Below are 21,661 nucleotides of genomic sequence, written 5' to 3'. Positions count from 1 at the left end.
GCTACGCTCCCGCCCCCGCGGGACACATCAAAGACTTGCCCTGGCGGGGTTGGGCCGGGCCGCGCGCCGCTGGCGCGCGGCGGATTGGGTTAAACCCCGGCGCTTGCGCAGATCGGGCAATCGTCGCGTTTGGACAGGGTGATCTTGCGGCTTTCGCCGTAAAGCGCGTCATAGATCAGCATTTCGCCGCGCAAGGCCTGCCCCGCGCCGGTGATGACCTTGATGGCTTCCACCGCCATCATGGATCCGACCACACCGGGTAGGGGGCCAACGACACCCGCTTCGGCACAGGAAGGAGCCAGCCCGGGGGCCGGGGCTTCGGGGAAAATGCATTGATAGCAGGGGCCATCCGCAGCCGGATCAAAGACGCTCAGTTGCCCCTCCCATTGCGACAGCGCGCCCGAGATCAGAGGCTTGCCAAGCGCCACTGCCGTTCGGTTGGCCAGATAACGAGTGTCGAAATTGTCGGTACCGTCCAGGATCAGGTCAAAATCGCGGAATAGCTCTTCGGCGATCTCATCTGTCAGGCGGCGATGATAGGGCAGAACCACCACATTCGGGTTCTGCGCCTCCATTGCCTGTTGGGCGGAAAACACTTTGGGCATGCCGATATCCGCGTCCCGATGGATCACCTGCCGCTGCAGGTTGGCGTTTTCGACCTCATCATCGTCGATCACGCCGATTGTGCCGACACCTGCCGCTGCCAGATATTGCAGGGCCGGGGCGCCAAGCCCGCCGGCACCAATGACCAGAACCCGCGCCTTTTTCAGCCGTTTCTGCCCGGGTCCGCCCAGTTCGCGCAGAACGATGTGTCGGGCGTAGCGGTCAAGTTCGGTTTCGCTGAATTGATCAGATGGCATAGCAGGCTCCTTGGCAGGCACTGCGCGAGCGCGCAGCATCCTCAACAACCTGCCATAAATCAGAGCAAGACCGGCCGCGCCACCCAGGATCAGCCAGACGGCCGCCGATCCGCCGGTCGCCTGCCTTAGCGGGTTTCCATCCGGCAGCACCAGTTGGGCAATGATGACCCCGGCCAACAATACGGCAACGGATACATTCCGCGCCCCGCGTGAAACTCCGGCAAAATACCCGATGCCCCAAAGCCCGGCGGCAAGCCCCAGAACCAGTATCATCAGCCGCGCCCGGTCGAACCGAAGCCACTTGCCCCGCGTTCGGTGTCGGACAGGGCAACCGCGGCCTCGAACACGGCCTGCACAACCGGGGCCACCACAAGTTGCGCAATGCGTTCGCCATGCGTGATCTCGAACACATCCTGCCCAGCATTCAGAACGATCACACCCAACGGGCCGCGATAGTCGCTGTCGATGGTGCCGGGCGTGTTTGGCAAGGTAATTCCGTGTTTCAGCGCAAGCCCGGAACGGGGGCGCACCTGCACCTCATACCCGTTGGGAATTTCGATCCGCAGCCCGGTCGGCACCAGTGCCCGCTGACCCGGTTCAAGCCGGATCGGCGCGCCACCCGGCAGATTGGCCCGCACGTCCGCGCCCGCCGCGCCCGATGTTTCATACGAGGGCAGGGGAACCGAAGGGTCCGCTCCATCTTCACGGATTACACGAATTGCTACCATTGCTGCACCTCTTGCCGTGCCACGCGGGGCCGGTATCTTATTCTGTCAAAGCGTCGGCGATTTTGGCGGCCAGTTTCCGGGCCACTTCATCCTTGCCCATGCGAGGCCAACTTTCGGCCCCATCTTGCGAGATGAGGGTCACGGCGTTTTCCGAACCGCCCATGATGCCCGTCGCGGGGCTGACATCGTTCGCGACGATCCAGTCGCATCCTTTGCGCGTGCGTTTGGCCGTCGCATTTTCGACTACGTCATTGGTTTCGGCGGCAAAGCCGACAACCAGTCTGGGCCGCCCTTCCGTCATGTGCGACACACGTTTCAGGATGTCAGGGTTTTCGGCAAACTCCAGCGCGGGCAGGCCGTCGCGGCTTTTCTTCAGCTTCCGATCGGACGCGCTGGCAACCCGCCAGTCAGCCACGGCTGCGGCAAACACGCCGGCATCGACAGGCAGGGCTGCATCGACCGCCTCGGACATCTGGCGCGCGGTTTCCACTGGGATGACCTGCACGCCATCGGGCGGAGGTACATCTGCTGGGCCGGTTACAAAGATCACGTCGGCCCCCAGGGATGCCAGCGCGCGGGCCACGGCCGTGCCTTGCGCGCCAGACGACCGGTTGGCGATATAGCGCACCGGGTCGATGGGTTCGTGGGTCGGTCCCGACGTCACCAGAATACGCTTTCCGGACAGGGGGCCATTGCCCAATGCGGCCTCGATCGCGGCCACGATCTCCAGAGGTTCCGACATGCGGCCCGGTCCGAACTCGCCGCAAGCCATATCGCCTTCGTTCGGACCGACGAACCGGACGCCATCGGCCTGCAATTGCCTTAGGTTTCGTTGCGTCGCGGGATGATCCCACATACGCACATTCATTGCGGGTGCGCACAGCACGGGCGTATCCGTTGCCATCAACAGGGTCGAGGCCAGATCATTAGCGAGCCCAGCAGCCATCTTGCCCATCAGATCCGCCGTTGCCGGAGCCACTACGATCAGGTCAGCAGAACGGGACAGCTGGATATGGCCCATCTCGGCCTCATCCGTCAGATCGAACAGATCTCGGTAGAGTTTTTCTCCGGCCAGAGCGGACACGGACAAGGGCGTCACGAATTCTTCTGCCGCGCCCGTCAGGACCGGCGTCACCGCCGCACCGTGTTCTTTCAGCCGCCGGATCAGGTCCAGCGACTTGTAGGCCGCAATCCCGCCGCCAATGATCAGCAATATGCGTTTGGATGCCAGCATCATCTGCCCTTCCCGTCCCGGTCGGTCCCGACATTAGGCAACGCAAGCAGGTTGTTCCAGTTGTTAATTCTGCACACCAAAGGCTTCGCACGGATCTTCCCGCTCGGCAGCGGGGCTGTCGATTACGGTGTCAAACGTGCCATCGATAACGCCATCTTCGGACTGGCCCAGAACATAAAGCTTCAGACCGGGGCTCAGGCGCGACAGGAAGGTCGGGATACCGCGGTCTTTGCGAGCGTGGCCGTTGCCAGTGATAACCGCGACCGGCCCGCCGGTTTCATCCTTTGCGCGCAGGATCGCGCGGGTCAGGACCGCATCCCGCAACCTTTGAATCGCAACCATCTGGGGCAACATCTCGGTCGGAACCGCGTTGCAATGCGCAGCAAGCTGATCGGCCTCGCGCGCGGCCTGATCATCGGCTGACAGGGGTACCGTCAGGCCAAAGCGCGCGGCATCGGCGCCAAACGTCGTGGCGGCACCTCGTTCCATGGCAGTTCGGGCGGCCTTTCGTGGAACCATCGCCCCGTAAACCGGCGCATCCGTTGCCTCGAAGACGGGGTAATACATGCTGAGCGGTGGCCAGCCTGACTCGGCCCATTGCAGAATACGTGACAATTCCTCGGGGTCGGAGGCTGCCGTCTGAGCCAGACGTTTGGCACCTTCTTCCGTCACCATTTCCCAAACAACGGCAGAAGGCGAAACCGCCTCAAGCGCCTGGGTCTGAACCAGGTGATGGCGCGGGTTGTCGTGAATTTCACCCAGTATGACCACATCCGCCGCCTGCATGGCGGCCGTCACATCATCGGGGATCAGGCTGTCGGCCTGCGCGGGTCGCGCCAACCCGGAGGTAAGGGTCAGGGCCCAAACAAGAATCGCAAACTGTTTCATGCGATGAAGTGTTGCACCTCGCGCGATTGGCCTTCAAGGTTCTTGCGCATTTTCACAAAGGCGGCGGCTTCAAGCTGACGTACACGTTCCTTAGACAATCCCAGTTCCTGCCCGAGGCTTTCCAATGTCCGGGAAGGTTCACGCAGTTTGCGCTCGCGCACGATGAAACGCTCGCGCTCATTCAGCGATTGCATCGCTTTCAGCAACCATTCACGCAGCTGTTCGGTGTCGTGACGGCTTTCCACGGTTTCAGCGGCCTGTTCGCGATCGTCTTCAAGCGCGTCGATCCATTCGCGCCCGTCTTCATCGGCCGACTGCACCGCATTGAGCGAGAAATCTGAACCGGACAGACGCCCCTCCATCATTTCGACGTCGCGCAGCGGGACACCGATTTCGGCCGCGATCATCTGGTGAAGCTGATGGCGATCCAGTTCCATACCCTCGGTCGCTGCTTCACGTTCCAACCGGGCCTGAACCCGCCGCATGTTGAAAAACAGAGATTTCTGCGAAGAGGTCGATCCGGTCCGCACCATCGACCAGTTTCGCATCACGTAATCCTGTACGCTGGCCTTGATCCACCAAACCGCATAGGTCGAAAAGCGCACGCCGCGGTCCGGGTCAAACTTGTCGGCGGCTTTCATCAGGCCCAACCCGGCCTCCTGAATCAGATCATTCATCGGCGCGCCATAGCGCTTGAACTTGGCGGCCATTGAAATCGCCAAACGCATATAGGCGGTGATCAGGCGATGCAGCGCCTGCTCATCTCGTTCATCCCGCCATGCATAAGCCAGCCGAAGTTCGGTTTCAGCGTCCAGCAGCTCGGCTTTCATTGCCTGCCGGGACATCGAAAAATCTTTTGCGTTATCCAGTGCCATGCAAATCTCCCCTTCACAGGCGCGGGCCGGGCTTGCCATGCCGACCTAGTGTCGATACGCACAGAAAGACCAGATGGATCATTTGAAAGGTAGGGATCGTGAGCTCCGATTTAACCTTTGTACTGGGCGGGGCGGCCTCGGGGAAATCTGCCTTTGCGGAACAACTGGTTGTTTCAACTGCAAAAAGCCGGGTTTATCTTGCAACTTCACAAGTGCTTGATGGCGAGATGCACGCCAAGGTTCAGCGCCATCTGGATCAGCGCGGGGAAGGCTGGACCACGATTGAGGCGCCCATGGATCTGGCCCCGGTTCTGGCCGAACTGGCAGCGGATCAGATCTGTCTGATCGATTGCGCCACCATGTGGCTGACCAACCATTTGCTTGCAGAATCCGATCTGCAATCTGCGCAGGAGGATTTGCTGAACGCACTGCGCGATTGCCCGGCCCGGCTGGTTGTCGTGTCCAACGAAGTCGGTCATGGCATCGTGCCCGAAAACGCGCTGGCCCGCCGGTTCCGCGAGGCGCAGGGGCGTCTGAACATTGCGCTGGCCGCGCAGGCCAAGCTGGTCGTGCAGGTGACAGCCGGATTGCCGCTGGTCCTCAAGGGGCAATTGCCATGACACGTTTGTTTCTTGTCAGACACGGGCCCACACATGCCAAAACCATGGTCGGCTGGTCGGATCTGCCTGCTGATCTGAGCGATCAGGCCGCAATTGACCGGTTGCACGAGCACCTGCCATCAGATGCTCTGATCGTGTCATCCGACTTGTCCCGTGCGGCGGATACGGCAACGGCCATTCAGGGCACGCGGAGACGGTTGCCGCATCACCGTGATTTGCGGGAAATCAACTTTGGCCGCTGGGAGATGCGCGCCTTTGCCGAGATCGAGGCGGAAGATCCCGAACTTGCATTTGCCTATTGGGACAATCCCGGCGACATACGCCCGCCCGGTGGCGAAAGCTGGAACGACGTGCGCCTGAGGGTGGACCGGGCCATTGATCGGCTGATCGCAGCGCACACAGGCGCGGATCTGGTCATTGTCGCCCATTTCGGCGTTATCCTGACACAGGTGCAACGCGCGCTTGATCTGGATGCGCAACAGGCATTTTCACACCGGATCGACAATCTGTCGGTGACGCGGATTTCGCGGGACGGCAGCACATGGTCGGTTGGGTCTATTAATCACATTCCGTGATAAGAGTGCCCACAATTCTCTGATTTACTGATGCAAAGCCCTGCGGCATCGTTGCCGCATGACTTATGACCTGTATATCGGGGACCGCCTGTTTTCCAGCTGGTCCATGCGTGGATGGCTGATGCTGGAAAAGTTCGGCCTGCCTTATCGAAGCCATTTGATCGGTCTGTATTCCGGCACAATGGACGAAGACATGAAATCTCTGGCTCCGGCACGGCTTGTGCCGGCCTTGCGTTTGCCGGACGGAACTGTGGTTGGTGAAAGCCTGGCCATGGCCGAGACGCTGGTTGAACGGCACCCCGAGGCAGGCTTGTGGCCCAACGAACCGGCGGCCCGCGCAACCGCGCGCTGGCTTTGCACAGAAATGGTGTCGGGTTTTTCGGCGTTACGCAGCCAATGCCCGATGCAACTGCTTCACTGCTGGGTGGGTTTTGACCCTTCGCCCGAAACCCTGTCAGACCTGAAGCGCATCGAAACATTGTGGGATCACGCCCGTTCGGTGTCCGGTGCGGCTTCGGGTCCGTTGTTCGGCGCGTATTCTCTGGCAGATGTATTCTATACACCAGTTGCGGCCCGCATCATTGGCTATGGGCTGCCGGTGTCCTCGGCGAGCCGCGACTATTGCCTGGAGTTGCTCTCGGACCCTTGCGTAAGGCAATGGCGGGCCATGGGCTTGACCGTGCAATACGATCCTTTTCCTTACGCGCAGGACCTTTCTTCAATCCCGTGGCCCATCGGCGGGGTTTCACAGGCCAGGCCAGTTGCAAGCGGCCCCTCCGCCAATGAAAACTGTCCCTATTCCGGTAAAGTAGCCACCCACTTCCTGGAGCTTGACGGCGCAAGTTGGGGGTTCTGCAACGCGTTTTGTCGGGACAAGACGGTCGCCGACCCCGAAGCATGGCCGAAATTCAAGGCGATGGTCGGGAAATGAACACCGCCGTTAACCATTCCTAAACAGCACCCATGGCAGCAACGTCCTGTTAACCAACAACAGGAAGACAATGGTTGCCCGCGCCCACACTGTCGCATTTCAAGGGGTTGATGCCCGTCCGGTCGAAGTTCAGTGCGCCGTTTCACCGGGGTTGCCAGCCTTTTCGATCGTAGGCCTGCCGGACAAAGCCGTGTCCGAAGCGCGCGATCGTGTGCGCAGCGCCCTCAGTTCCATGGCCATCGCCCTGCCGTCCAAACGGATCACCATCAACCTGTCGCCCGCCGATTTACCGAAAGAGGGCAGCCATTTCGACCTGCCCATTGCCGTGGCCCTGCTGTCGGCGCTGGAGATCATTCCTGCCGATGCCGCGGAAGGAACAGTTGCGCTGGGCGAGCTGTCCCTGGATGGATCGCTGGTCCCCGTCGTCGGCGCCTTGCCCGCGGCCATGACCGCCGCTGCCGAGGATCGTTCCCTGTTGTGCCCCAAAGCCTCAAGCGCGGAAGCGGCCTGGGTTGATGCCACGCAAGTGATCGGCGCCGAATCTCTGGGCGATGTGGTCCGGCATTTCTCGGGTCAGTCGCCATTGCCGGTCGCGCAGCCCGGCGAAGTGACACTTGCGCCCATTACGCGAGACCTGCGCGATGTGAAGGGGCAGGAACGCGCCAAACGGGCGCTGGAAATTGCTGCGGCGGGGCGACACCACCTGATCATGATCGGCACACCGGGATCGGGCAAATCAATGCTGGCCGCCCGGTTGCCCGGTATCCTGCCACCGCTGACAGCGGTCGAAGCACTGGAAACCTCGATGATCCAGTCCCTGTGCGGCTTGCTGGACGAAGGCGGCATCAACCGCAGCCGCCCCTTTCGCGAACCGCACCACACCGCTTCGATGGCGGCCATCGTCGGCGGCGGAAAGGGTGCCAAACCCGGTGAGATTTCCCTGGCCCATAACGGGGTGCTGTTCATGGATGAGTTCCCCGAGTTTCCGCGCACCGTGCTGGAAACTTTGCGCCAGCCAATCGAAACCGGCGAGGTCATGGTCGCCCGCGCGAATGCGCATGTGAAATACCCTTGCCGGTTCATGCTAGTAGCGGCCGCAAACCCATGCAAATGCGGCTATCTGAGCGATCCTGCGCGTGCCTGTTCGCGGGTTCCGATGTGTGGCGAGGACTACCTGGGGCGCATTTCTGGTCCTTTGATGGATCGTTTTGACCTGCGAATCGAAGTTCCTCCGGTCGGGTTTACCGATCTGGATCTGCCGCCGTCAGGTGACTGTTCGGCTGTGGTTGCAGCGCGCGTGGAACGGGCGCGTGGCATTCAGGCAGCGCGATTTCAGGGAAACCCGTCGGTGCGTCAAAACGCTGATATCGAGGGGGCGCTGCTGGAGGAAGTTGCCGCGCCGGACGCCGAAGGCAGGGAGTTGCTGTTGAAGGCGGCCGAACGGTTTGGACTGTCAGCCCGCGCGTTCCACCGTATCCTGCGCGTTGCGCGCACGATTGCGGATCTCGACGGCGCGCCTGACATCCGCAAACCCCATGTGGCCGAAGCGCTGAGCTTTCGCATCAGCGCCCGGACGATGGCCTAGAGCTTTGCCTCAATTGCGTCCCAGATTTTGCCTGCGACGTTGACCCCGTCGAACCGTTCCAGTTCCTGAATACCGGTGGGCGAGGTGACGTTGATCTCAGTCAGGTAGTCGCCGATCACGTCGATGCCGACAAACACCTGGCCTTTTTCCTTCAGCAGCGGACCGATCTTGGCGCAGATTTCAAGATCCCGGTCGGACAAGCCGATCTTTTCTGGCCGGCCGCCAACATGCATGTTGGACCGTGTCTCGCCCTTTGCTGGAACGCGGTTGATGGCACCAACCGGTTGCCCGTCCACCAGAATCACGCGTTTGTCGCCGTTTTGGACATCGGGCAGGAATTTCTGCACGATCAGAGGTTCACGCGAAAAGCCCGTGAAAAGTTCATGCAGCGAGGTCAGGTTGCGGTCATTGGTATCCAGGCGGAACACACCGGCGCCGCCGTTGCCGTAGAGCGGCTTCAGGATGATGTCGCCATGTTTTTCCTTGAAGGTTTTGATTGTCTCCAGATCCCGCGCAATTGTGGTTGGCGGGGTCAGGTCAGGAAAATCCAGAACCAGCAGTTTTTCCGGGTAGTTGCGCACCCAGAAGGGATCATTCACCACAAGGGCGTGCCCGTTCAGGCGGTCCAACAGGTGCGTGGAGGTGATGTAGTGCATGTCGAACGGTGGGTCCTGACGCAGCCAGATCACGTCGAAATCGGCCAGATCCACTTCGCGTTCTGGCCCCAGAACCGCGGGATCGCCGGGAACGCGCTGTACCGTCATGTCCCGGCCAAGCGCTGTAATGCGACCTTCCTGATAAGCAAGCTGATCGGGTCCGTAGAAAAACAACTGATGTCCGCGGGCCTGTGCCTCTTCCGCCAGCCTGAACGAACTGTCTGCATTGATGTCCACGGTCCCGATTGGGTCCATCTGAAAGGCGATTTTCATGGCGTATCCCTCGTTTTCTCGCCTGATACATGGCGCAGAGGGGCAGGGGGTTCAATGGCGATCAAACCTGACCGAAGGCGTTTTCGATGATTTGAACCGCTCCGCTCGCGTCGACCAGAGCCGCGTCAAATCGGACATTCGTCAGCTGCCCATTGGGTTCATGCTCCAGAAACTGGGCTGCGGAGGTGTAGATTCGGCTGATCTGGCGGGGGCTGATCCGCGCTGCGGCCTTTTCAAAACTGCTGCTTTTCTTGACTTCTATGAAGACGATACCGTCCGCATCGCGTGCAATCAGGTCGATCTCACCACCGGCCCCGCGCCAACGACGGTGAGTGATTGTGAAACCACGCCGTTCATAATCAGCCGCGACGCACAGTTCCGCAGACTGACCCGCGTGGTAGGAAACTGACCCCCTGACCGAACGACTGGCCATTTCACTCCTTCCCGAATTTCAGAGCCTTCTGATAGAGGGGGCGGCGCGGCAGTTTGAACATCTGCGAGACAAGATCAGCCGCGTCCCGAACCGAATGGGTTTCCAAGGCTCTTTTCAGAGCCTCTTCTACGTCAGAGTCCTTAATGTTTTGCGAATGGCCGCGATCAACCAACAAGACAACTTCGCCCTTTACGGTTTCGCCGCGATAGGCTTCGGCCAGATCCCCAAGCGTGCCGCGCCGGACCTCTTCAAATTTCTTGGTCAGTTCGCGGCACAGCGCGGCCTGACGGTCGGGTCCAAGACCCTCGGCGAGATCGGACAGGCTGGCGGCGACGCGCTTTGGTGATTCGTAGAACACCAGCGTACCGGGTATGTCGCGCAGCGCCTCGATCCGGCTGCGGCGCGCGCCCGAGGCATTGGGAAGAAAGCCTGCAAAAAAGAACGCATCCGTGGGCAAACCGGCAAGCGTCAAGGCCATCAGGGCCGCAGAAGGTCCGGGGGCACAGGTCACGGAATGCCCGGCCTCGGCCGCCTGCCGGCCAAGGTCGTAGCCGGGATCGGCAATCAGCGGCATCCCGGCCTCGGATGCGTAGGCCACTGACATTCCCTGCGCCAGCGCGTCCAGGATTTTCTGGCGCGCGCCTGCGCCGCTGTGGTCGTGGTAGGCCTGAATGCGCCGCCCTTCCAAGGGAATTCCATGAATCTCCATCAGGCGCCGCAGGCTGCGGGTGTCTTCGGCGGCGATCATGTCAGCCGAGGCCAGTACATCCAGCGCCCTGAGCGTGATGTCGCGCGCCGTTCCGATCGGAGTGGCAACAAAATACAATCCCGCGCCTAATCTGACCTTCTGGAAATTCAAAGCTGGACCCTCACTGCATGACGTTTATTATCGCGGCTCAATAGAATAGCAGCGTTCCAAGCCGCCGGATCAGGGAGTTTTCATTTAGATGTTTACCGTTTGCAAGCCCGTTCGCAAGTTGGCGAAATCCGCCGTTGTCCTCGCCACTGTCGCGCTTCTGGCCGCTTGTGAGCCCGGCGGACTGGGTGGGGGTCCTTCGATCAACGCATCCAAACCGGTGCCTGTCGCCCTGCTGGTTCCACGCGGATCGGCGCAATCGGGGGATGCAGCATTGGCCCAAAGCCTTGAAAACGCCGCCCGTCTGGCCATGGCTGATCTTCAGAATGTGCAGATTGATCTTCGGGTTTATGACACTGCAGGAAACGCGGGTATCGCCGGCACGGTGGCCAAACAGGCCGTGGATGATGGTGCGAAGATCATCATCGGCCCGGTTTACGCGCAGGCAGCCAATGCCGCCGGTTTGGCCGTTCTGGACAAAAGCATCAATGTTCTGTCCTTTTCCAACAACACCAGCGTCGCCGGTGGAAACGTGTTTGTGCTGGGACCGACCTTTGAAAACACGGCTGGTCGGCTGGTGAATTACGCGGCCCAGCAGGGCAAAACCGGAATGGTCGTCGTTCACAGTAACGATGGGGCAGGTCAGCAGGGCCAAACCGCAATTATTTCAGCCCTCAGCACAAGCCGGGTCAACAATGCGGGTTCGGTTGGATTTGACCGCTCGCAGCAGGGCGTCATCGGCTCGGTTCCGACGATTAAGTCGACGGTCGATGCAACCGGGGCCGATTCGATCTTTCTGACGGCAACCACCGCCGGTGCCTTGCCGCTGTTCAGCCAGTTGCTGCCCGAAGCTGGTATTTCTCCGGCTACGACGCAATTCATCGGGCTGACACGCTGGGATATTCCGCCGCAAACACTGGAATTGCCGGGTGTGCAGGGCGGGTGGTTTGCCTTGCCGGATCCGGCAAAGGCACAAGCCTATCGCCAACGGTACAATGCGACCTATGGCGAGGCACCGCACCCGATCAGCGGTTTGGCCTATGATGGCATCGCGGCCATCGGCGCATTGGTCGGGCAGGGGAAATCGGACGCGCTGACAGGTGCCGCCCTGACTCAGAATGCTGGGTTTCAGGGCGTTGGCGGCATCTTCCGTCTGCGATCGAATGGAACAAATGAACGTGGTCTGGCGGTTGCCACGATCCAGAACAAACAGGTGGTTGTGATTGACCCTGCTCCACAAAGCTTTGCGGGCGCCGGTCTCTGAGCCCGAAGGCAGCCTGATCTGCCCGGCAAACGAGATTTTTGACAGTGAGGGCGTCAGTGCCCGTTTGTCTGAAGCCTTCGATAACTGCAATGACAATGCTGAAATGCGCGCGGAAACCGTGCGCGTTTTGCGTGATGCGCAGAAGGCCGGACGCATGGCCATCGCCAATGCGTTTGCGGAGCAACCCTTTGCGGCGCGACCATTGACGCGATCGTACACCTACCTGACGGACCAGTTGGTCGGAACCGCGATGCTGGTCTCCGGCCGATATCTTCACCCGTTGGCCAATCCGACCCAGGGTGAAAAGATCGCGGTTCTGGCGGTCGGAGGGTATGGCCGGGGCGAGATGGCCCCTTCATCCGATGTCGATCTGCTGTTTCTGACCCCCTACAAGATCACCGCGTGGGCCGAGAGCGTGATCGAATCCATGCTCTACATCCTTTGGGATCTGCGATTGAAGGTCGGGCATTCATCGCGCACGATCCGGGATTGCCTGCGTTTGGGCGCGGATGATTTCACGATCCGCACTTCGATGCTCGAGCAGCGGTACCTTGCCGGGGACAGGGAATTGGCGACGGGTCTGGAAGAGCGCCTGAAAGCGGATCTGTTCAAGGGCAGCGAGCGTGAATTCATCGAAGCCAAGTTGCAGGAGCGGGACGCACGACACCTCAAGCAAGGCCAGCGATATATGGTCGAGCCCAATGTGAAAGAGGGTAAAGGGGGTCTGCGCGATTTGCAGTCATTGTACTGGATCGCCAAGTACATATATGGCGTTCACGACGTGGCCGAGCTTGTTCCGCTTGGCTTGTTTACACCTGATGAATTCAAGGGCTTTGTCGAGGCCGAGGAGTTCCTGTGGGCTGTCCGGTCGCATCTGCATCTGATCACGGGGCGCGCGACCGAGCAGCTGGCCTTTGATCTGCAGGTCGAGGTTGCCGACCGCATGGGCTATCAGGACCGCGCCGGTCGGCGAGCGGTCGAGGTGTTCATGCAGCGATATTTCCGCGAAGCAACACGTGTCGGAGAACTGACGCGGATCTTTCTGACCAAGCTGGAGGCCGCGCATGTAAAAGGTGCGCCGCTGCTGGAACGCATCTTTCGCCGCCGCCGCCGTGTCAAATCAGGCTACACAGTGGTGCATGGCCGTCTGGATGTTGGTGACCCGGACAAGTTTCTGTCCGACAAACTGAACCTGCTGCGTCTGTTTGAGGAAGGGTTGCGGACCGGGATGCTGATCCACCCGGATGCAATGCGCCTGGTCACGGCCAACCTGCATCTGATCGACGATGAAATGCGCAATGACAAAGAGGCGCAGCGCATCTTCCTCGACCTGATGCTGAAACACGGCAACCCGGAACGCGCCCTGCGCCGGATGAACGAACTTGGCGTGTTGTCGGCCTTCCTGCCCGAGTTCGAGCCCATCGTGGCGATGATGCAGTTCAATATGTATCACAGCTATACGGTGGACGAGCACACCATACAGTGCATCGTCAACCTGGCGCAGATCGAACGCGGAGAGTTGGTTGAATCGCTGCCGCTCGCCTCGTCGATCCTGAAAGGGGGCGTCAATCGCAAGGTTCTGTATGTGGCGCTGCTGTTGCATGACATTGCCAAGGGGCGGCCTGAAGATCACTCGATTCTCGGCGCCCAGATGGCCCGCAAGATCGCGCCGCGTCTCGGGTTGAACAAGTCAGACACCGAAACGGTCGAATGGCTTGTGCGTTATCACCTGCTGATGTCGGACATGGCACAAAAACGCGATATCTCCGACCCGCGCACGGTGCGTGATTTTGCCAAGGCAGTGCAGACAGTCAAACGGCTGGACCTTTTGACGGTGCTGACGGTTTGTGACATTCGCGGCGTCGGCCCAGATACATGGAACAACTGGAAGGCTACCCTGTTGCGCGCGCTGCATGCCGAAACAAAACGCGCGCTGGAAACAGGGATGGAGGATCTGAACCGGGCCAACCGCGGGGCCGAGGCCAAGAAAGCGCTGCGTGTTGCGCTGGACGACTGGTCCAAGGCCGACCTGAAAACCGAAACCGGACGGCACTACGATCCTTACTGGCAGGGTCTCAATCTTTCCACCCACATCGAATTTGCCGAGATGCTGCAGGCTTTGGAAACCAGCGGCGACCCCGGAGCGATGGAAATCCGCCTGCACCCGGACGAAGACCGCGATGCCACCCGCGCCTGTTTCGCCATGGGCGATCACCCCGGAATTTTCGCGCGGATCGCCGGCGCGCTGGCGCTGGTCGGGGCCAACGTCGTGGATGCACGCAGTTATACGACCAAGGACGGCTATGTGACCGATGCGTTCTGGATACAGGATGCCGAAGGCCACCCATTCGAAGCCAGCCGCCTGCCACGCCTGACCCAGATGATCCACAAAACCCTCAAGGGTGAGGTGGTGGCGCGCGATGCGCTGAAATCGCGGGACAAGATCAAAAAACGCGAACGCGCCTTCAACGTTCCGACCCACATCATGTTCGACAATGACGGGTCTGAAATTTACACGATCATCGAGGTCGATACCCGCGACCGTCCCGGTTTGCTGTTTGACCTGACCCGAACCCTGGCGGCATCCAACGTGTATATCGCCAATGCTGTGATCGCGACCTACGGCGAACAGGTGGTCGACACCTTCTATGTCAAGGATATGTTCGGGTTGAAATACTATTCGGAAAGCAAGCAGCGCGGGCTGGAAGCCAAGCTGCGTAAAGCGATCACCGAAGGCGCCGAGCGCGCGGCCTCATGAAGCAGATCCGCCTGTTTTCGGGCCTGTTCACGGTCGGCTTCTGGACGCTTGCCAGCCGCATCCTGGGATTTCTGCGCGAAATCCTTCTGGCCGCCTATATTGGTCCGGGGCCGGTCATGGATGCATTTGTCGCGGCCTTCCGCCTGCCCAACATGTTCCGTCGCTTCTTCGCCGAAGGCGCGTTCAACGCAGCGTTTGTTCCGATGTTCTCAAAGCGCCTTGAGGGCGGCGAGAACGCACAAGAGTTTGCGCAGGACGCCTTCAACCTGCTGGCGTTGGCTGTGTTGGCGCTGGTCGGCCTCGTCATGGTCTTCATGCCCGCGCTGGTCTGGGTCACGGCCGAGGGCTTCTATGGCGACGAACGTTTCGATCTGGCGGTGGACTATGGGTATATCGTCTTTCCCTACATCCTGTTCATGTCGCTGGCGGCCTTGTTTTCTGGCGTCCTGAACGCGACGGGCCGGTTTGCCGCCGCTGCGGCCGCGCCGGTGTTGCTGAACATCTTTGCCTGTTCGGCCCTTATTCTTGGTGCTGTATCCGGTGGCGAAGTCATCCGCTGGCTGCTGGCGGTCATTCCGGCGGCCGGTGTCGCACAGTTGGCACTGGTCTGGGTCGCAACCGAGCGCGCAGGTATCCGTATTCGTCCCGGGCTTCCCAAGCTCAGCCCTGAGATGCGCAATCTGGTTCGTGTCGCGGTTCCTGCAGCTTTGGCGATGGGCGTGACGCAGGTCAACCTGGTGGTGGGCCAGTTGGTGGCGTCGAAAACCGAAAAAGCCGTCAGCTGGCTGTTTGCGGCAGACCGGCTTTACCAGTTGCCATTGGGTGTGGTGGGCATCGCTGTGGGCATCGTGCTGCTGCCCGATCTTTCGCGCCGCTTGCGTGCGGACGACAAGGACGGTGCGCGCAACGCCTTTTCCCGTGCGGGCGAATTCACGCTGCTTCTGACCATTCCATCGACCGTGGCGTTTGTGATCATTCCCACACCGCTGGTTTCGGTGCTGTTCGAGCGGGGCCAGTTCGGCCCCGAAGACACAGCCGCCACGGCGTTGGCCGTCGCGATTTACGGGGTCGGCCTGCCAGCCTTCATGCTGCAAAAGCTGCTGCAACCGCTATTCTTCGCCCGGGAAAACACCCGCACGCCGTTTCACTACGCGGCGGTGGCCATGATCGTGAATGCTGCCCTGGCCTTTGGCCTGTATCCGGTGGTGGGTTGGATCGCGCCCGCCATTGCGGCTTCGGCTGCCGGGTGGGCGATGGTGGCGCTACTGGCCATCGGCGCACGCCGGATGGGGGAAGAGGCCCGCTTTGACGCCCGCTTCAAGCGCCGTGCATGGCGGATCGTCGCGGCCTCGGTTGGATTGGGCGTTGTGTTGTTTGTAGCGCTGCACCTGTTCGGCTGGGTCTTTGCCCTGCCCGGATGGCGTTATCCGGCCCTGTTCCTGCTGATTGCGATTGCCGCGATCACCTATTTCGCTCTGGGCCACCTGTTGCGGGCATTTGAAGTATCGGAATTCAGGCGCGCCTTGCGCCGGTCCTGATCCGTCAGTCGCGCCGGATGCGCCCGACAATCCGGGCCCATCCGCCCGGGGCCAAAAAGAATGACAGGCCAAAGCCGGTGGCAAACCCGCCCAGATCGGCGACCCAGTCGGACGTGCCGCCAAACAGCAGGCCGAACAGCAGTTGGATGCCCATCAGCACGGCAATCAGGCTGAAAGCGCGTGACTGGTTTTCGCCGACCAGCGACAGTTTGCGCCACAACAGCCAGGTGAACGCGCCGATCAGACCGTAGACCGGTGGGAACCCGCCGACCAGCGGGTAGCGGGGATCCAGGATCAGCGCATAGGCCAGTGCACCGCCGACACCTGACAGCACAAAGATCAACAGCATGGGAAAGCCGCCAAACACCTCGGCCACCATTTTGCCCATGGCCAGCACGAACACGCAGACAAAAATGGCCTGCGTGAAATTGGCCGAGACAAAGGGATAGGTCACGAACCGGATCAAATGTTCGAAGGGCCACCGCCCGTTTTGAACCATCCAGTCGAAGATGTCCGGCGAGAAGGCATAGCTTTGCAGCGCGTCCAGCCGCCATCCGACAGCCGAAGGTCCGCCGACGATCCCGCGCGTACCAAGGGAAAACGCCAGTTCGATACCCATGATGAACAACACCAGCGCCACAACGACAGGCGGCAGAGGGTTCACGGCAGGTGTATATTGTTCGCTGCTCATTGGGCGGGCCTTTCGCGGCTGTTGACGTCCCTTGACCTCATGGGTAAGCGACGGGGGCTGATTTTTCCAGACGGGAGTTCCCTTCGATGACCGAAACTCAATTCACGCCGCGCGTGTTTTCCGGCATCCAGCCTTCGGGAAACCTGCACCTTGGCAACTACCTGGGTGCGCTCAAGCGTTTTGTGGATATGCAGGGCCCTGAATTCGAGACCATCTATTGCATGGTCGACCTGCACGCGATCACCGTCTGGCAAGACCCGGAGCGTCTGCGCGAAAAGACCCGCGAAGTCTGCGCTGGTTTTATCGCCGCCGGTCTTGATCCGGAAAAGTCGATCCTTTTCAACCAGAGCCAGGTGGCCGAACACACGCAGCTTGCGTGGATCTTCAACTGTATCGCCCGGATGGGCTGGATGCAGCGGATGACGCAGTTCAAGGACAAGGCGGGCAAGAATGCGCAAAACGCCTCGTTGGGTCTTTTTGCCTATCCTGCGCTGATGGCGGCGGACATTCTGACCTATCACGCAACCCATGTGCCTGTGGGAGAGGATCAGAAACAGCATCTGGAACTGACCCGTGACATCGCGATCAAGTTCAATCACGACTATGGGGTAGATTTCTTCCCTGTGACCGAACCGGTCATCGGTGGTGCTGCGCCGCGCGTGATGAACCTGCGCGACGGAACGCGCAAGATGTCGTCTTCGGATCCGTCCGACATGACCCGGATCAACATGACCGATGACGCCGACGCGATCGCCAAGAAGATTCGCAAGGCCAAGACAGACCCGGATGCGCTGCCGTCCGAGATCGACGGGCTGGCAGAACGCCCGGAGGCGCGCAATCTGGTAAACATCTATGCCGCCCTCAGCGACCAGACTGCCGAGCAGGTTCTGGCCGAAGCAGGCGGCAAGCAGTTTGGCGAGTTCAAACCGATGCTGGCCGAACTGGCGGTGTCGAAGCTGGCGCCGATCTCGTCCGAGATGGCCCGACTGATGGGCGAAGAGGCCGAGATCGACCAGATTTTGGCACGGGGCGCCGAGAAGGCCCGAGCGATTGCATCTCCGATCCTGCAGCAGACCTACGAAATCGTGGGCATGGTCGGCGCCAAACAGGGCTGATTACGCTGGACGTTGCCTCAACGCCTTCCTAGGTTTGCCAAAAGCTAGGGAGGGCGCCATGGCAGTCGGCAAGAATATCCGTACCTATTTCGAGGGTCAGTGGCATGACGGGGATGCCCCGATCATGCGCGCGGCCGATCACGGTGCATGGCTGGGATCGTCCGTCTTTGATGGGGCGCGGTATTTTGATGGCATGGCCCCGGATCTTGAGGCGCATTGTGCCCGCGTGAATCGCTCGGCCGAGGCGCTTATGCTGACGCCATTCGTAACCACTGATCAAATGATCGGGATCGTCCTCGAGGGGTTGGAAGGCTATAGCCCCGATGCCGCTGTCTATATCCGTCCGATGTACTGGGGTATCGATGGCGACGCGACCGCGATCGTACCGCAGGAAAACAGCACAGGTTTTGCGGTCTGTCTGGAAGAAATTCCGATGGCGCCCGAGACCGCCTCGGCAACGCTGGGCACCACGCGATTCCGTCGCCCGGTATTGGAATCCGCAGTCGTGAATGCCAAGGCCGGCTGTCTTTACCCCAACAACGCCCGGATGTTGCAGGAGGTGCGCGGAAAAGGGTTTTCAAATGCGCTTGTCACCGACGCCCTTGGACATGTGGCGGAAACCGCAACGGCCAACATTTTCATGGTTCGCGACGGCGAGGTGTTCACACCCACCCCGAACGGAACCTTTTTGGCCGGGATCACGCGCGCCCGTCATATCAAGAACCTGAGGGCGGACGGCGTCACTGTGCACGAAGCCATCCTGAGCTTTGATGACTTCCACAACGCTGACGAAGTGTTCATGACCGGGAACATGAACAAGGTCACACCGGTAACGGCACTGGAAGATACCCGGTATCAGGTCGGCCCGATTTCCCGCCGCGCCCGTGAGTTGTATTGGGACTGGGCCGCCAGCAACCGCTAACACGTCAATGCGGCGCGCTTCCGAGTTGCCAGTATCCCCACTGTCGGGCATGATCCCGGAAACAAAAGAGGATACAAATGCGTAAGTTCCTGGTCATACTTGACGACAGCCGCGAATGCCTGAATGCCATGCGTTTCGCGGCAATGCGTGCGGCGCATACCGGCGGAGGGGTAACGGTTCTGTCGGTCATCCCTCCGGATGAGTTCAACCACTGGATCGGTGTGGCGGAAGTAATGCGGGAAGAAGCGCGCGAGCGCATTCACGCACATTTCGAGGTGTTTGCGAAATGGATGCGCGACAAGCAGGGTATCGAACCCGAACTGGCCATCCGCGAAGGCGATCCGGTGCCGCAGATCATTGAACATGTCCAGTCGGACCCTGAAATCGGGGTACTTGTTCTGGGTGCGGGCGTCGAAAAGAAAGGGCCCGGTCCGCTGGTGACGCAACTGACACGCAATTCCGGCAGTCTTCCGATCCCGATCACCATCGTGCCCGGGGATCTGAGCAAGGAAAAGCTGGAAGCTATTACCTGAGGCCCCAACATGACCCGCCGTATCCAATTCTGGTTCGAATTTGCTTCGACCTATTCCTATCTCAGTGCGATGCGGGTTGAACAGGTGGCGGCGCAAAAAGGGGTTGCCGTGGATTGGCAGCCCTTTCTTCTGGGCCCGATTTTCGCCGCGCAGGGATGGGACAATTCTCCGTTCAATATCTATCCCGCCAAAGGGCGCTATATGTGGCGTGACATGGAGCGTCTGTGCAAAAAGCGCGGGTTGGCTTTCGTGCATCCGAACCCTTTTCCCCAAAACGGAGTTCTGGCCGCCCGGCTGGTTCTGGCCATCGAGGATCAGGACCAAAAAGCGGCATTTGTGCGCGCTGTGTACCAAGCAGAATTTGCCGACGGGCGCACAATCTCGGACGAAAGCGTGCTGGCTGATTGTCTTGTCGTTGCCGGGTTGCGCAGCGATATGATTGCGCGATCAAAGGATCCGGCTATCAAGGAAGCTTTGTTCGAGCAGTCCAAGCGCGCTCAGGCCCTGGACCTGTTCGGGGCGCCCAGTTTTGTAGCAGGCGACGAGCTGTTCTGGGGGGATGACCGGCTGGAGGATGCGGTCGATTTTGCCAGTACGATTTAGAATCGTTCCAAATCTTGACTTCCACGGCGCCTGCCCGCATATCAGGTACAACCCAACCGGAGCCGCGCCATGTTCATTCAAACCGAATCGACGCCCAACCCTGCAACATTGAAATTCCTGCCCGGCCAAACCGTTCTGGAAGCGGGTACGGCAGACTTCCCGACGGCCGAAGCTGCCGAGAAGTCACCCTTGGCCAAGCGGATCTTTGAGGTGAACGGCGTTACCGGAGTTTTCTTCGGCAATGATTTTGTAACAGTCACGAAGTCTGACGACGTGCAGTGGGATCACATCAAGCCCGCAATTCTGGGCGCGGTGATGGAGCATTACCAGTCCGGTCAGCCGGTTATGGGCGCGGACGCCGCAACCGCCTCGGGGCACGCCGAACATACCGGCGAGGACGCGGAAATCGTCAATCAGATCAAAGACCTGCTGGACAGCCGCGTGCGTCCGGCCGTGGCGCAGGATGGTGGGGACATCACCTTTCACGGCTTTGACCGTGGGGTCGTATATCTGCATATGCAAGGCGCCTGTGCGGGCTGCCCATCGTCGACACTTACCCTGAAAATGGGGATCGAGAACCTGCTGCGTCACTACATCCCCGAAGTGACCGAGGTGCGCCCGGTTGCCGTCTGATCCGACCATACTGGCATTCGACACATCGGCCGCGCATTGCGCGGCCGCTTTGTTGCGGGACGGCGAAATCGTGACCTCCTGCGCTGAACCCATGACGCGCGGCCAGGCGGAACGCCTGATGCCGCTGCTGCACGAGGTTCTGGCCCTGGGCGGGTGTACTTGGGCGGATTTGGATGCGATCGGCGTTGGCATAGGTCCGGGCAATTTCACCGGAATCCGAATCTCGGTTTCTGCCGCGCGCGGTTTGGCGCTGGGCCTGGGAATTCCGGCTGTCGGCGTGACGGGATTCGATGCTCTGGCCGAATTTGCGCCTCAGGGCAGCATCCCTGCGATTCGCGCGCCGCGAGAGCAGGTTTATGTTTCCTTGCATGATTCTGACCCGGAACTGATTGGCCAAGAGACGGCAGAGACGTTTGGAGCCCTGGTTCTGAACGACAACGCGGATTTGCAATCCCGCGCGATTGCCCGGATTACGTCACGTCGCTGGCAGTCTGTATCAGAGGCACCAGCGCCGCTCTATATCCGTGCGGCCGATGCGGCCCCGTCGAAAGATCTGCCTCCGGTGTTGCTGGACGAATGAAACCGCAGGAACTTGCAAAGACGCATGCCGCGGCCTTTACCCGGGCCCGCCCGTGGAGCGCCCAGGAGTTTTGCGATCTTCTGGAAAACAGATTCACGCATGTTGTTGGAAATGAACGATCATTTGCCGTCATTCAGGTTATTGCTGATCAGGCGGAGCTTTTGACGATTGCAACTCACCCGGCCTGTCAAAGGCAGGGGCTTGCAAGGCAATGCATGAAAGACTGGCACAACAAGGCAAAAAAACTGGGTGCCACTCATACTTTTCTGGACGTAGCGGCCGACAATTTGCCGGCAATTTCCCTTTATCAGAGCTGTGGTTACAAGGTCTGCGGCCTGCGTAAGGGGTATTACCTTCATGAAAACAATCAGAAGCTCGATGCAATCCAAATGGAATGCAGTCTGATCTGAAGGCAGGCAAGTTTTTTACCGATTGGTCAAAATAGTGGTTGACCATGGCTGTTGCAAACGGCCTTAATTCCCGCCATCACAACAGTTATGCTCGCTCTGA

23 protein-coding genes are annotated in these 21,661 nt (G+C 60.1%); 14 read left to right on the top strand and 9 right to left on the bottom strand.

Features of this window, described 5'->3' with window-relative positions:
• Positions 1-89: 89 nt before the first annotated feature.
• From ACR3EQ_RS13025 to ACR3EQ_RS13005, 5 genes are all read right to left on the bottom strand, one after another.
• Entirely contained in the window at positions 90-1,133 is a 1,044-nt protein-coding gene (locus ACR3EQ_RS13025) for a molybdopterin-synthase adenylyltransferase MoeB (RefSeq protein ID WP_170615719.1), read from the bottom strand.
• A complete protein-coding gene (dut, locus tag ACR3EQ_RS13020) occupies positions 1,133-1,588 on the bottom strand; it encodes a dUTP diphosphatase (RefSeq protein WP_170615717.1) in 456 nt (151 codons plus the stop codon). Before dut ends, ACR3EQ_RS13025 begins: the two co-directional genes overlap by 1 nt.
• Before the next feature lie 37 nt (positions 1,589-1,625).
• Entirely contained in the window at positions 1,626-2,822 is a 1,197-nt protein-coding gene (coaBC, locus tag ACR3EQ_RS13015) for a bifunctional phosphopantothenoylcysteine decarboxylase/phosphopantothenate--cysteine ligase CoaBC (protein WP_480491781.1), read from the bottom strand.
• A 63-nt stretch (positions 2,823-2,885) separates the two neighbouring features.
• Entirely contained in the window at positions 2,886-3,710 is an 825-nt protein-coding gene (locus ACR3EQ_RS13010) for a ChaN family lipoprotein (protein ID WP_170615713.1), read from the bottom strand.
• Positions 3,707-4,585 carry an RNA polymerase factor sigma-32 gene (locus ACR3EQ_RS13005; protein WP_170615711.1) on the bottom strand — a complete coding sequence of 293 codons (879 nt, stop codon included), beginning with the start codon at positions 4,583-4,585 and terminating at the stop codon, positions 3,707-3,709. The genes ACR3EQ_RS13010 and ACR3EQ_RS13005 overlap by 4 nt, the downstream gene beginning before the upstream one ends.
• Before the next feature lie 98 nt (positions 4,586-4,683).
• On the opposite strand from ACR3EQ_RS13005, the gene cobU reads away from it, so the two are divergent.
• The 4 genes from cobU (at position 4,684) to ACR3EQ_RS12985 (ending at position 8,296) form a co-directional block, all read left to right on the top strand.
• On the top strand, positions 4,684-5,205 hold the full coding sequence (gene cobU, locus ACR3EQ_RS13000) for a bifunctional adenosylcobinamide kinase/adenosylcobinamide-phosphate guanylyltransferase (RefSeq protein ID WP_170615708.1): 522 nt from the start codon (positions 4,684-4,686) through the stop codon (positions 5,203-5,205).
• Positions 5,202-5,780, top strand: coding sequence for a histidine phosphatase family protein (locus tag ACR3EQ_RS12995; RefSeq protein ID WP_170615706.1), 579 nt, complete (start codon positions 5,202-5,204; stop codon positions 5,778-5,780). The genes cobU and ACR3EQ_RS12995 overlap by 4 nt, the downstream gene beginning before the upstream one ends.
• A gap of 58 nt (positions 5,781-5,838) precedes the next feature.
• Positions 5,839-6,711, top strand: coding sequence for a glutathione S-transferase (locus ACR3EQ_RS12990; RefSeq protein ID WP_170619576.1), 873 nt, complete (start codon positions 5,839-5,841; stop codon positions 6,709-6,711).
• A gap of 70 nt (positions 6,712-6,781) precedes the next feature.
• Positions 6,782-8,296: a YifB family Mg chelatase-like AAA ATPase gene (locus tag ACR3EQ_RS12985; RefSeq protein ID WP_170615702.1), complete on the top strand. Its 1,515-nt coding sequence runs from the start codon at positions 6,782-6,784 to the stop codon at positions 8,294-8,296.
• On the opposite strand, the gene gshB is transcribed toward ACR3EQ_RS12985, so the two are convergent.
• The 3 genes from gshB to rsmI all read right to left on the bottom strand — a co-directional run bounded on the left by gshB (position 8,293) and on the right by rsmI (position 10,517).
• Positions 8,293-9,225 carry a glutathione synthase gene (gene gshB / locus ACR3EQ_RS12980; RefSeq protein ID WP_170615700.1) on the bottom strand — a complete coding sequence of 311 codons (933 nt, stop codon included), beginning with the start codon at positions 9,223-9,225 and terminating at the stop codon, positions 8,293-8,295. The two genes, ACR3EQ_RS12985 and gshB, sit on opposite strands and share 4 nt — an antisense overlap.
• A 61-nt stretch (positions 9,226-9,286) precedes the next feature.
• Complete coding sequence (locus ACR3EQ_RS12975; RefSeq protein ID WP_170615698.1) at positions 9,287-9,658, bottom strand: YraN family protein; 372 nt, start codon at positions 9,656-9,658, stop codon at positions 9,287-9,289.
• A 1-nt stretch (position 9,659) separates the two neighbouring features.
• Entirely contained in the window at positions 9,660-10,517 is an 858-nt protein-coding gene (rsmI, locus tag ACR3EQ_RS12970; protein WP_480490865.1) for a 16S rRNA (cytidine(1402)-2'-O)-methyltransferase, read from the bottom strand.
• 88 nt (positions 10,518-10,605) lie between these two features.
• On the opposite strand from rsmI, the gene ACR3EQ_RS12965 reads away from it, so the two are divergent.
• From ACR3EQ_RS12965 to murJ, 3 genes are read left to right on the top strand one after another with little or no spacing between them, the layout of a single operon-like run.
• A complete protein-coding gene (locus tag ACR3EQ_RS12965) occupies positions 10,606-11,778 on the top strand; it encodes a penicillin-binding protein activator (protein WP_480490863.1) in 1,173 nt (390 codons plus the stop codon).
• The gene (locus ACR3EQ_RS12960) at positions 11,738-14,536 is read left to right on the top strand and encodes a [protein-PII] uridylyltransferase (RefSeq protein ID WP_170615692.1); all 2,799 of its coding nucleotides are present in this window, start codon (positions 11,738-11,740) and stop codon (positions 14,534-14,536) included. The genes ACR3EQ_RS12965 and ACR3EQ_RS12960 overlap by 41 nt, the downstream gene beginning before the upstream one ends.
• Complete coding sequence (murJ, locus tag ACR3EQ_RS12955) at positions 14,533-16,074, top strand: murein biosynthesis integral membrane protein MurJ (protein WP_480490861.1); 1,542 nt, start codon at positions 14,533-14,535, stop codon at positions 16,072-16,074. The genes ACR3EQ_RS12960 and murJ overlap by 4 nt, the downstream gene beginning before the upstream one ends.
• A 4-nt stretch (positions 16,075-16,078) precedes the next feature.
• Here murJ and ACR3EQ_RS12950 read toward each other — a convergent pair whose 3' ends face one another.
• The gene (locus ACR3EQ_RS12950) at positions 16,079-16,765 is read right to left on the bottom strand and encodes a rhomboid family intramembrane serine protease (protein ID WP_170615688.1); all 687 of its coding nucleotides are present in this window, start codon (positions 16,763-16,765) and stop codon (positions 16,079-16,081) included.
• A gap of 86 nt (positions 16,766-16,851) precedes the next feature.
• Between ACR3EQ_RS12950 and trpS the strand changes: the two genes are divergently transcribed.
• The 7 genes from trpS (at position 16,852) to ACR3EQ_RS12915 (ending at position 21,561) form a co-directional block, all read left to right on the top strand.
• A complete protein-coding gene (trpS, locus tag ACR3EQ_RS12945; protein ID WP_170615686.1) occupies positions 16,852-17,880 on the top strand; it encodes a tryptophan--tRNA ligase in 1,029 nt (342 codons plus the stop codon).
• Between the two features lie 58 nt (positions 17,881-17,938).
• On the top strand, positions 17,939-18,802 hold the full coding sequence (locus ACR3EQ_RS12940) for a branched-chain amino acid aminotransferase (RefSeq protein WP_480490859.1): 864 nt from the start codon (positions 17,939-17,941) through the stop codon (positions 18,800-18,802).
• A 77-nt stretch (positions 18,803-18,879) separates the two neighbouring features.
• Positions 18,880-19,335, top strand: a complete 456-nt coding sequence (locus ACR3EQ_RS12935) for a universal stress protein (protein ID WP_170615682.1) — start codon at positions 18,880-18,882, stop codon at positions 19,333-19,335.
• Between the two features lie 9 nt (positions 19,336-19,344).
• Complete coding sequence (locus ACR3EQ_RS12930; RefSeq protein WP_170805763.1) at positions 19,345-19,938, top strand: 2-hydroxychromene-2-carboxylate isomerase; 594 nt, start codon at positions 19,345-19,347, stop codon at positions 19,936-19,938.
• A 69-nt stretch (positions 19,939-20,007) separates the two neighbouring features.
• A complete protein-coding gene (locus ACR3EQ_RS12925; protein ID WP_170615678.1) occupies positions 20,008-20,571 on the top strand; it encodes a NifU family protein in 564 nt (187 codons plus the stop codon).
• Entirely contained in the window at positions 20,561-21,151 is a 591-nt protein-coding gene (tsaB, locus tag ACR3EQ_RS12920; RefSeq protein ID WP_480490857.1) for a tRNA (adenosine(37)-N6)-threonylcarbamoyltransferase complex dimerization subunit type 1 TsaB, read from the top strand. The genes ACR3EQ_RS12925 and tsaB overlap by 11 nt, the downstream gene beginning before the upstream one ends.
• Positions 21,148-21,561 (top strand): GNAT family N-acetyltransferase, encoded by a 414-nt coding sequence (locus tag ACR3EQ_RS12915; RefSeq protein ID WP_480490856.1) that lies wholly within the window; start codon positions 21,148-21,150, stop codon positions 21,559-21,561. The genes tsaB and ACR3EQ_RS12915 overlap by 4 nt, the downstream gene beginning before the upstream one ends.
• The last annotated feature ends 100 nt before the right edge of the window (positions 21,562-21,661 follow it).

It is taken from the genome of Ruegeria sp. AN11, assembly GCF_056536005.1.
The sequence above is the reverse complement of the archived record's forward strand: the minus strand, read 5'-3'. Positions and strand labels throughout refer to the sequence as shown.

What these genes read in the sequence shown, in the direction of transcription:
- ACR3EQ_RS13025 (WP_170615719.1), bottom strand. Translation starts at nt 1,133, where the DNA reads ATGATACTGGTTCTGGGGCTTGCCGCCGGGCTTTGGGGCATCGGGTAT.
- dut (WP_170615717.1), bottom strand. Translation starts at nt 1,588, where the DNA reads ATGGTAGCAATTCGTGTAATCCGTGAAGATGGAGCGGACCCTTCGGTT.
- coaBC (WP_480491781.1), bottom strand. Translation starts at nt 2,822, where the DNA reads ATGCTGGCATCCAAACGCATATTGCTGATCATTGGCGGCGGGATTGCG.
- ACR3EQ_RS13010 (WP_170615713.1), bottom strand. Translation starts at nt 3,710, where the DNA reads ATGAAACAGTTTGCGATTCTTGTTTGGGCCCTGACCCTTACCTCCGGG.
- ACR3EQ_RS13005 (WP_170615711.1), bottom strand. Translation starts at nt 4,585, where the DNA reads ATGGCACTGGATAACGCAAAAGATTTTTCGATGTCCCGGCAGGCAATG.
- ACR3EQ_RS12995 (WP_170615706.1), top strand. Translation starts at nt 5,202, where the DNA reads ATGACACGTTTGTTTCTTGTCAGACACGGGCCCACACATGCCAAAACC.
- ACR3EQ_RS12990 (WP_170619576.1), top strand. Translation starts at nt 5,839, where the DNA reads ATGACTTATGACCTGTATATCGGGGACCGCCTGTTTTCCAGCTGGTCC.
- ACR3EQ_RS12985 (WP_170615702.1), top strand. Translation starts at nt 6,782, where the DNA reads ATGGTTGCCCGCGCCCACACTGTCGCATTTCAAGGGGTTGATGCCCGT.
- gshB (WP_170615700.1), bottom strand. Translation starts at nt 9,225, where the DNA reads ATGAAAATCGCCTTTCAGATGGACCCAATCGGGACCGTGGACATCAAT.
- ACR3EQ_RS12975 (WP_170615698.1), bottom strand. Translation starts at nt 9,658, where the DNA reads ATGGCCAGTCGTTCGGTCAGGGGGTCAGTTTCCTACCACGCGGGTCAG.
- ACR3EQ_RS12965 (WP_480490863.1), top strand. Translation starts at nt 10,606, where the DNA reads ATGTTTACCGTTTGCAAGCCCGTTCGCAAGTTGGCGAAATCCGCCGTT.
- murJ (WP_480490861.1), top strand. Translation starts at nt 14,533, where the DNA reads ATGAAGCAGATCCGCCTGTTTTCGGGCCTGTTCACGGTCGGCTTCTGG.
- ACR3EQ_RS12950 (WP_170615688.1), bottom strand. Translation starts at nt 16,765, where the DNA reads ATGAGCAGCGAACAATATACACCTGCCGTGAACCCTCTGCCGCCTGTC.
- trpS (WP_170615686.1), top strand. Translation starts at nt 16,852, where the DNA reads ATGACCGAAACTCAATTCACGCCGCGCGTGTTTTCCGGCATCCAGCCT.
- ACR3EQ_RS12940 (WP_480490859.1), top strand. Translation starts at nt 17,939, where the DNA reads ATGGCAGTCGGCAAGAATATCCGTACCTATTTCGAGGGTCAGTGGCAT.
- ACR3EQ_RS12935 (WP_170615682.1), top strand. Translation starts at nt 18,880, where the DNA reads ATGCGTAAGTTCCTGGTCATACTTGACGACAGCCGCGAATGCCTGAAT.
- ACR3EQ_RS12930 (WP_170805763.1), top strand. Translation starts at nt 19,345, where the DNA reads ATGACCCGCCGTATCCAATTCTGGTTCGAATTTGCTTCGACCTATTCC.
- ACR3EQ_RS12925 (WP_170615678.1), top strand. Translation starts at nt 20,008, where the DNA reads ATGTTCATTCAAACCGAATCGACGCCCAACCCTGCAACATTGAAATTC.
- ACR3EQ_RS12915 (WP_480490856.1), top strand. Translation starts at nt 21,148, where the DNA reads ATGAAACCGCAGGAACTTGCAAAGACGCATGCCGCGGCCTTTACCCGG.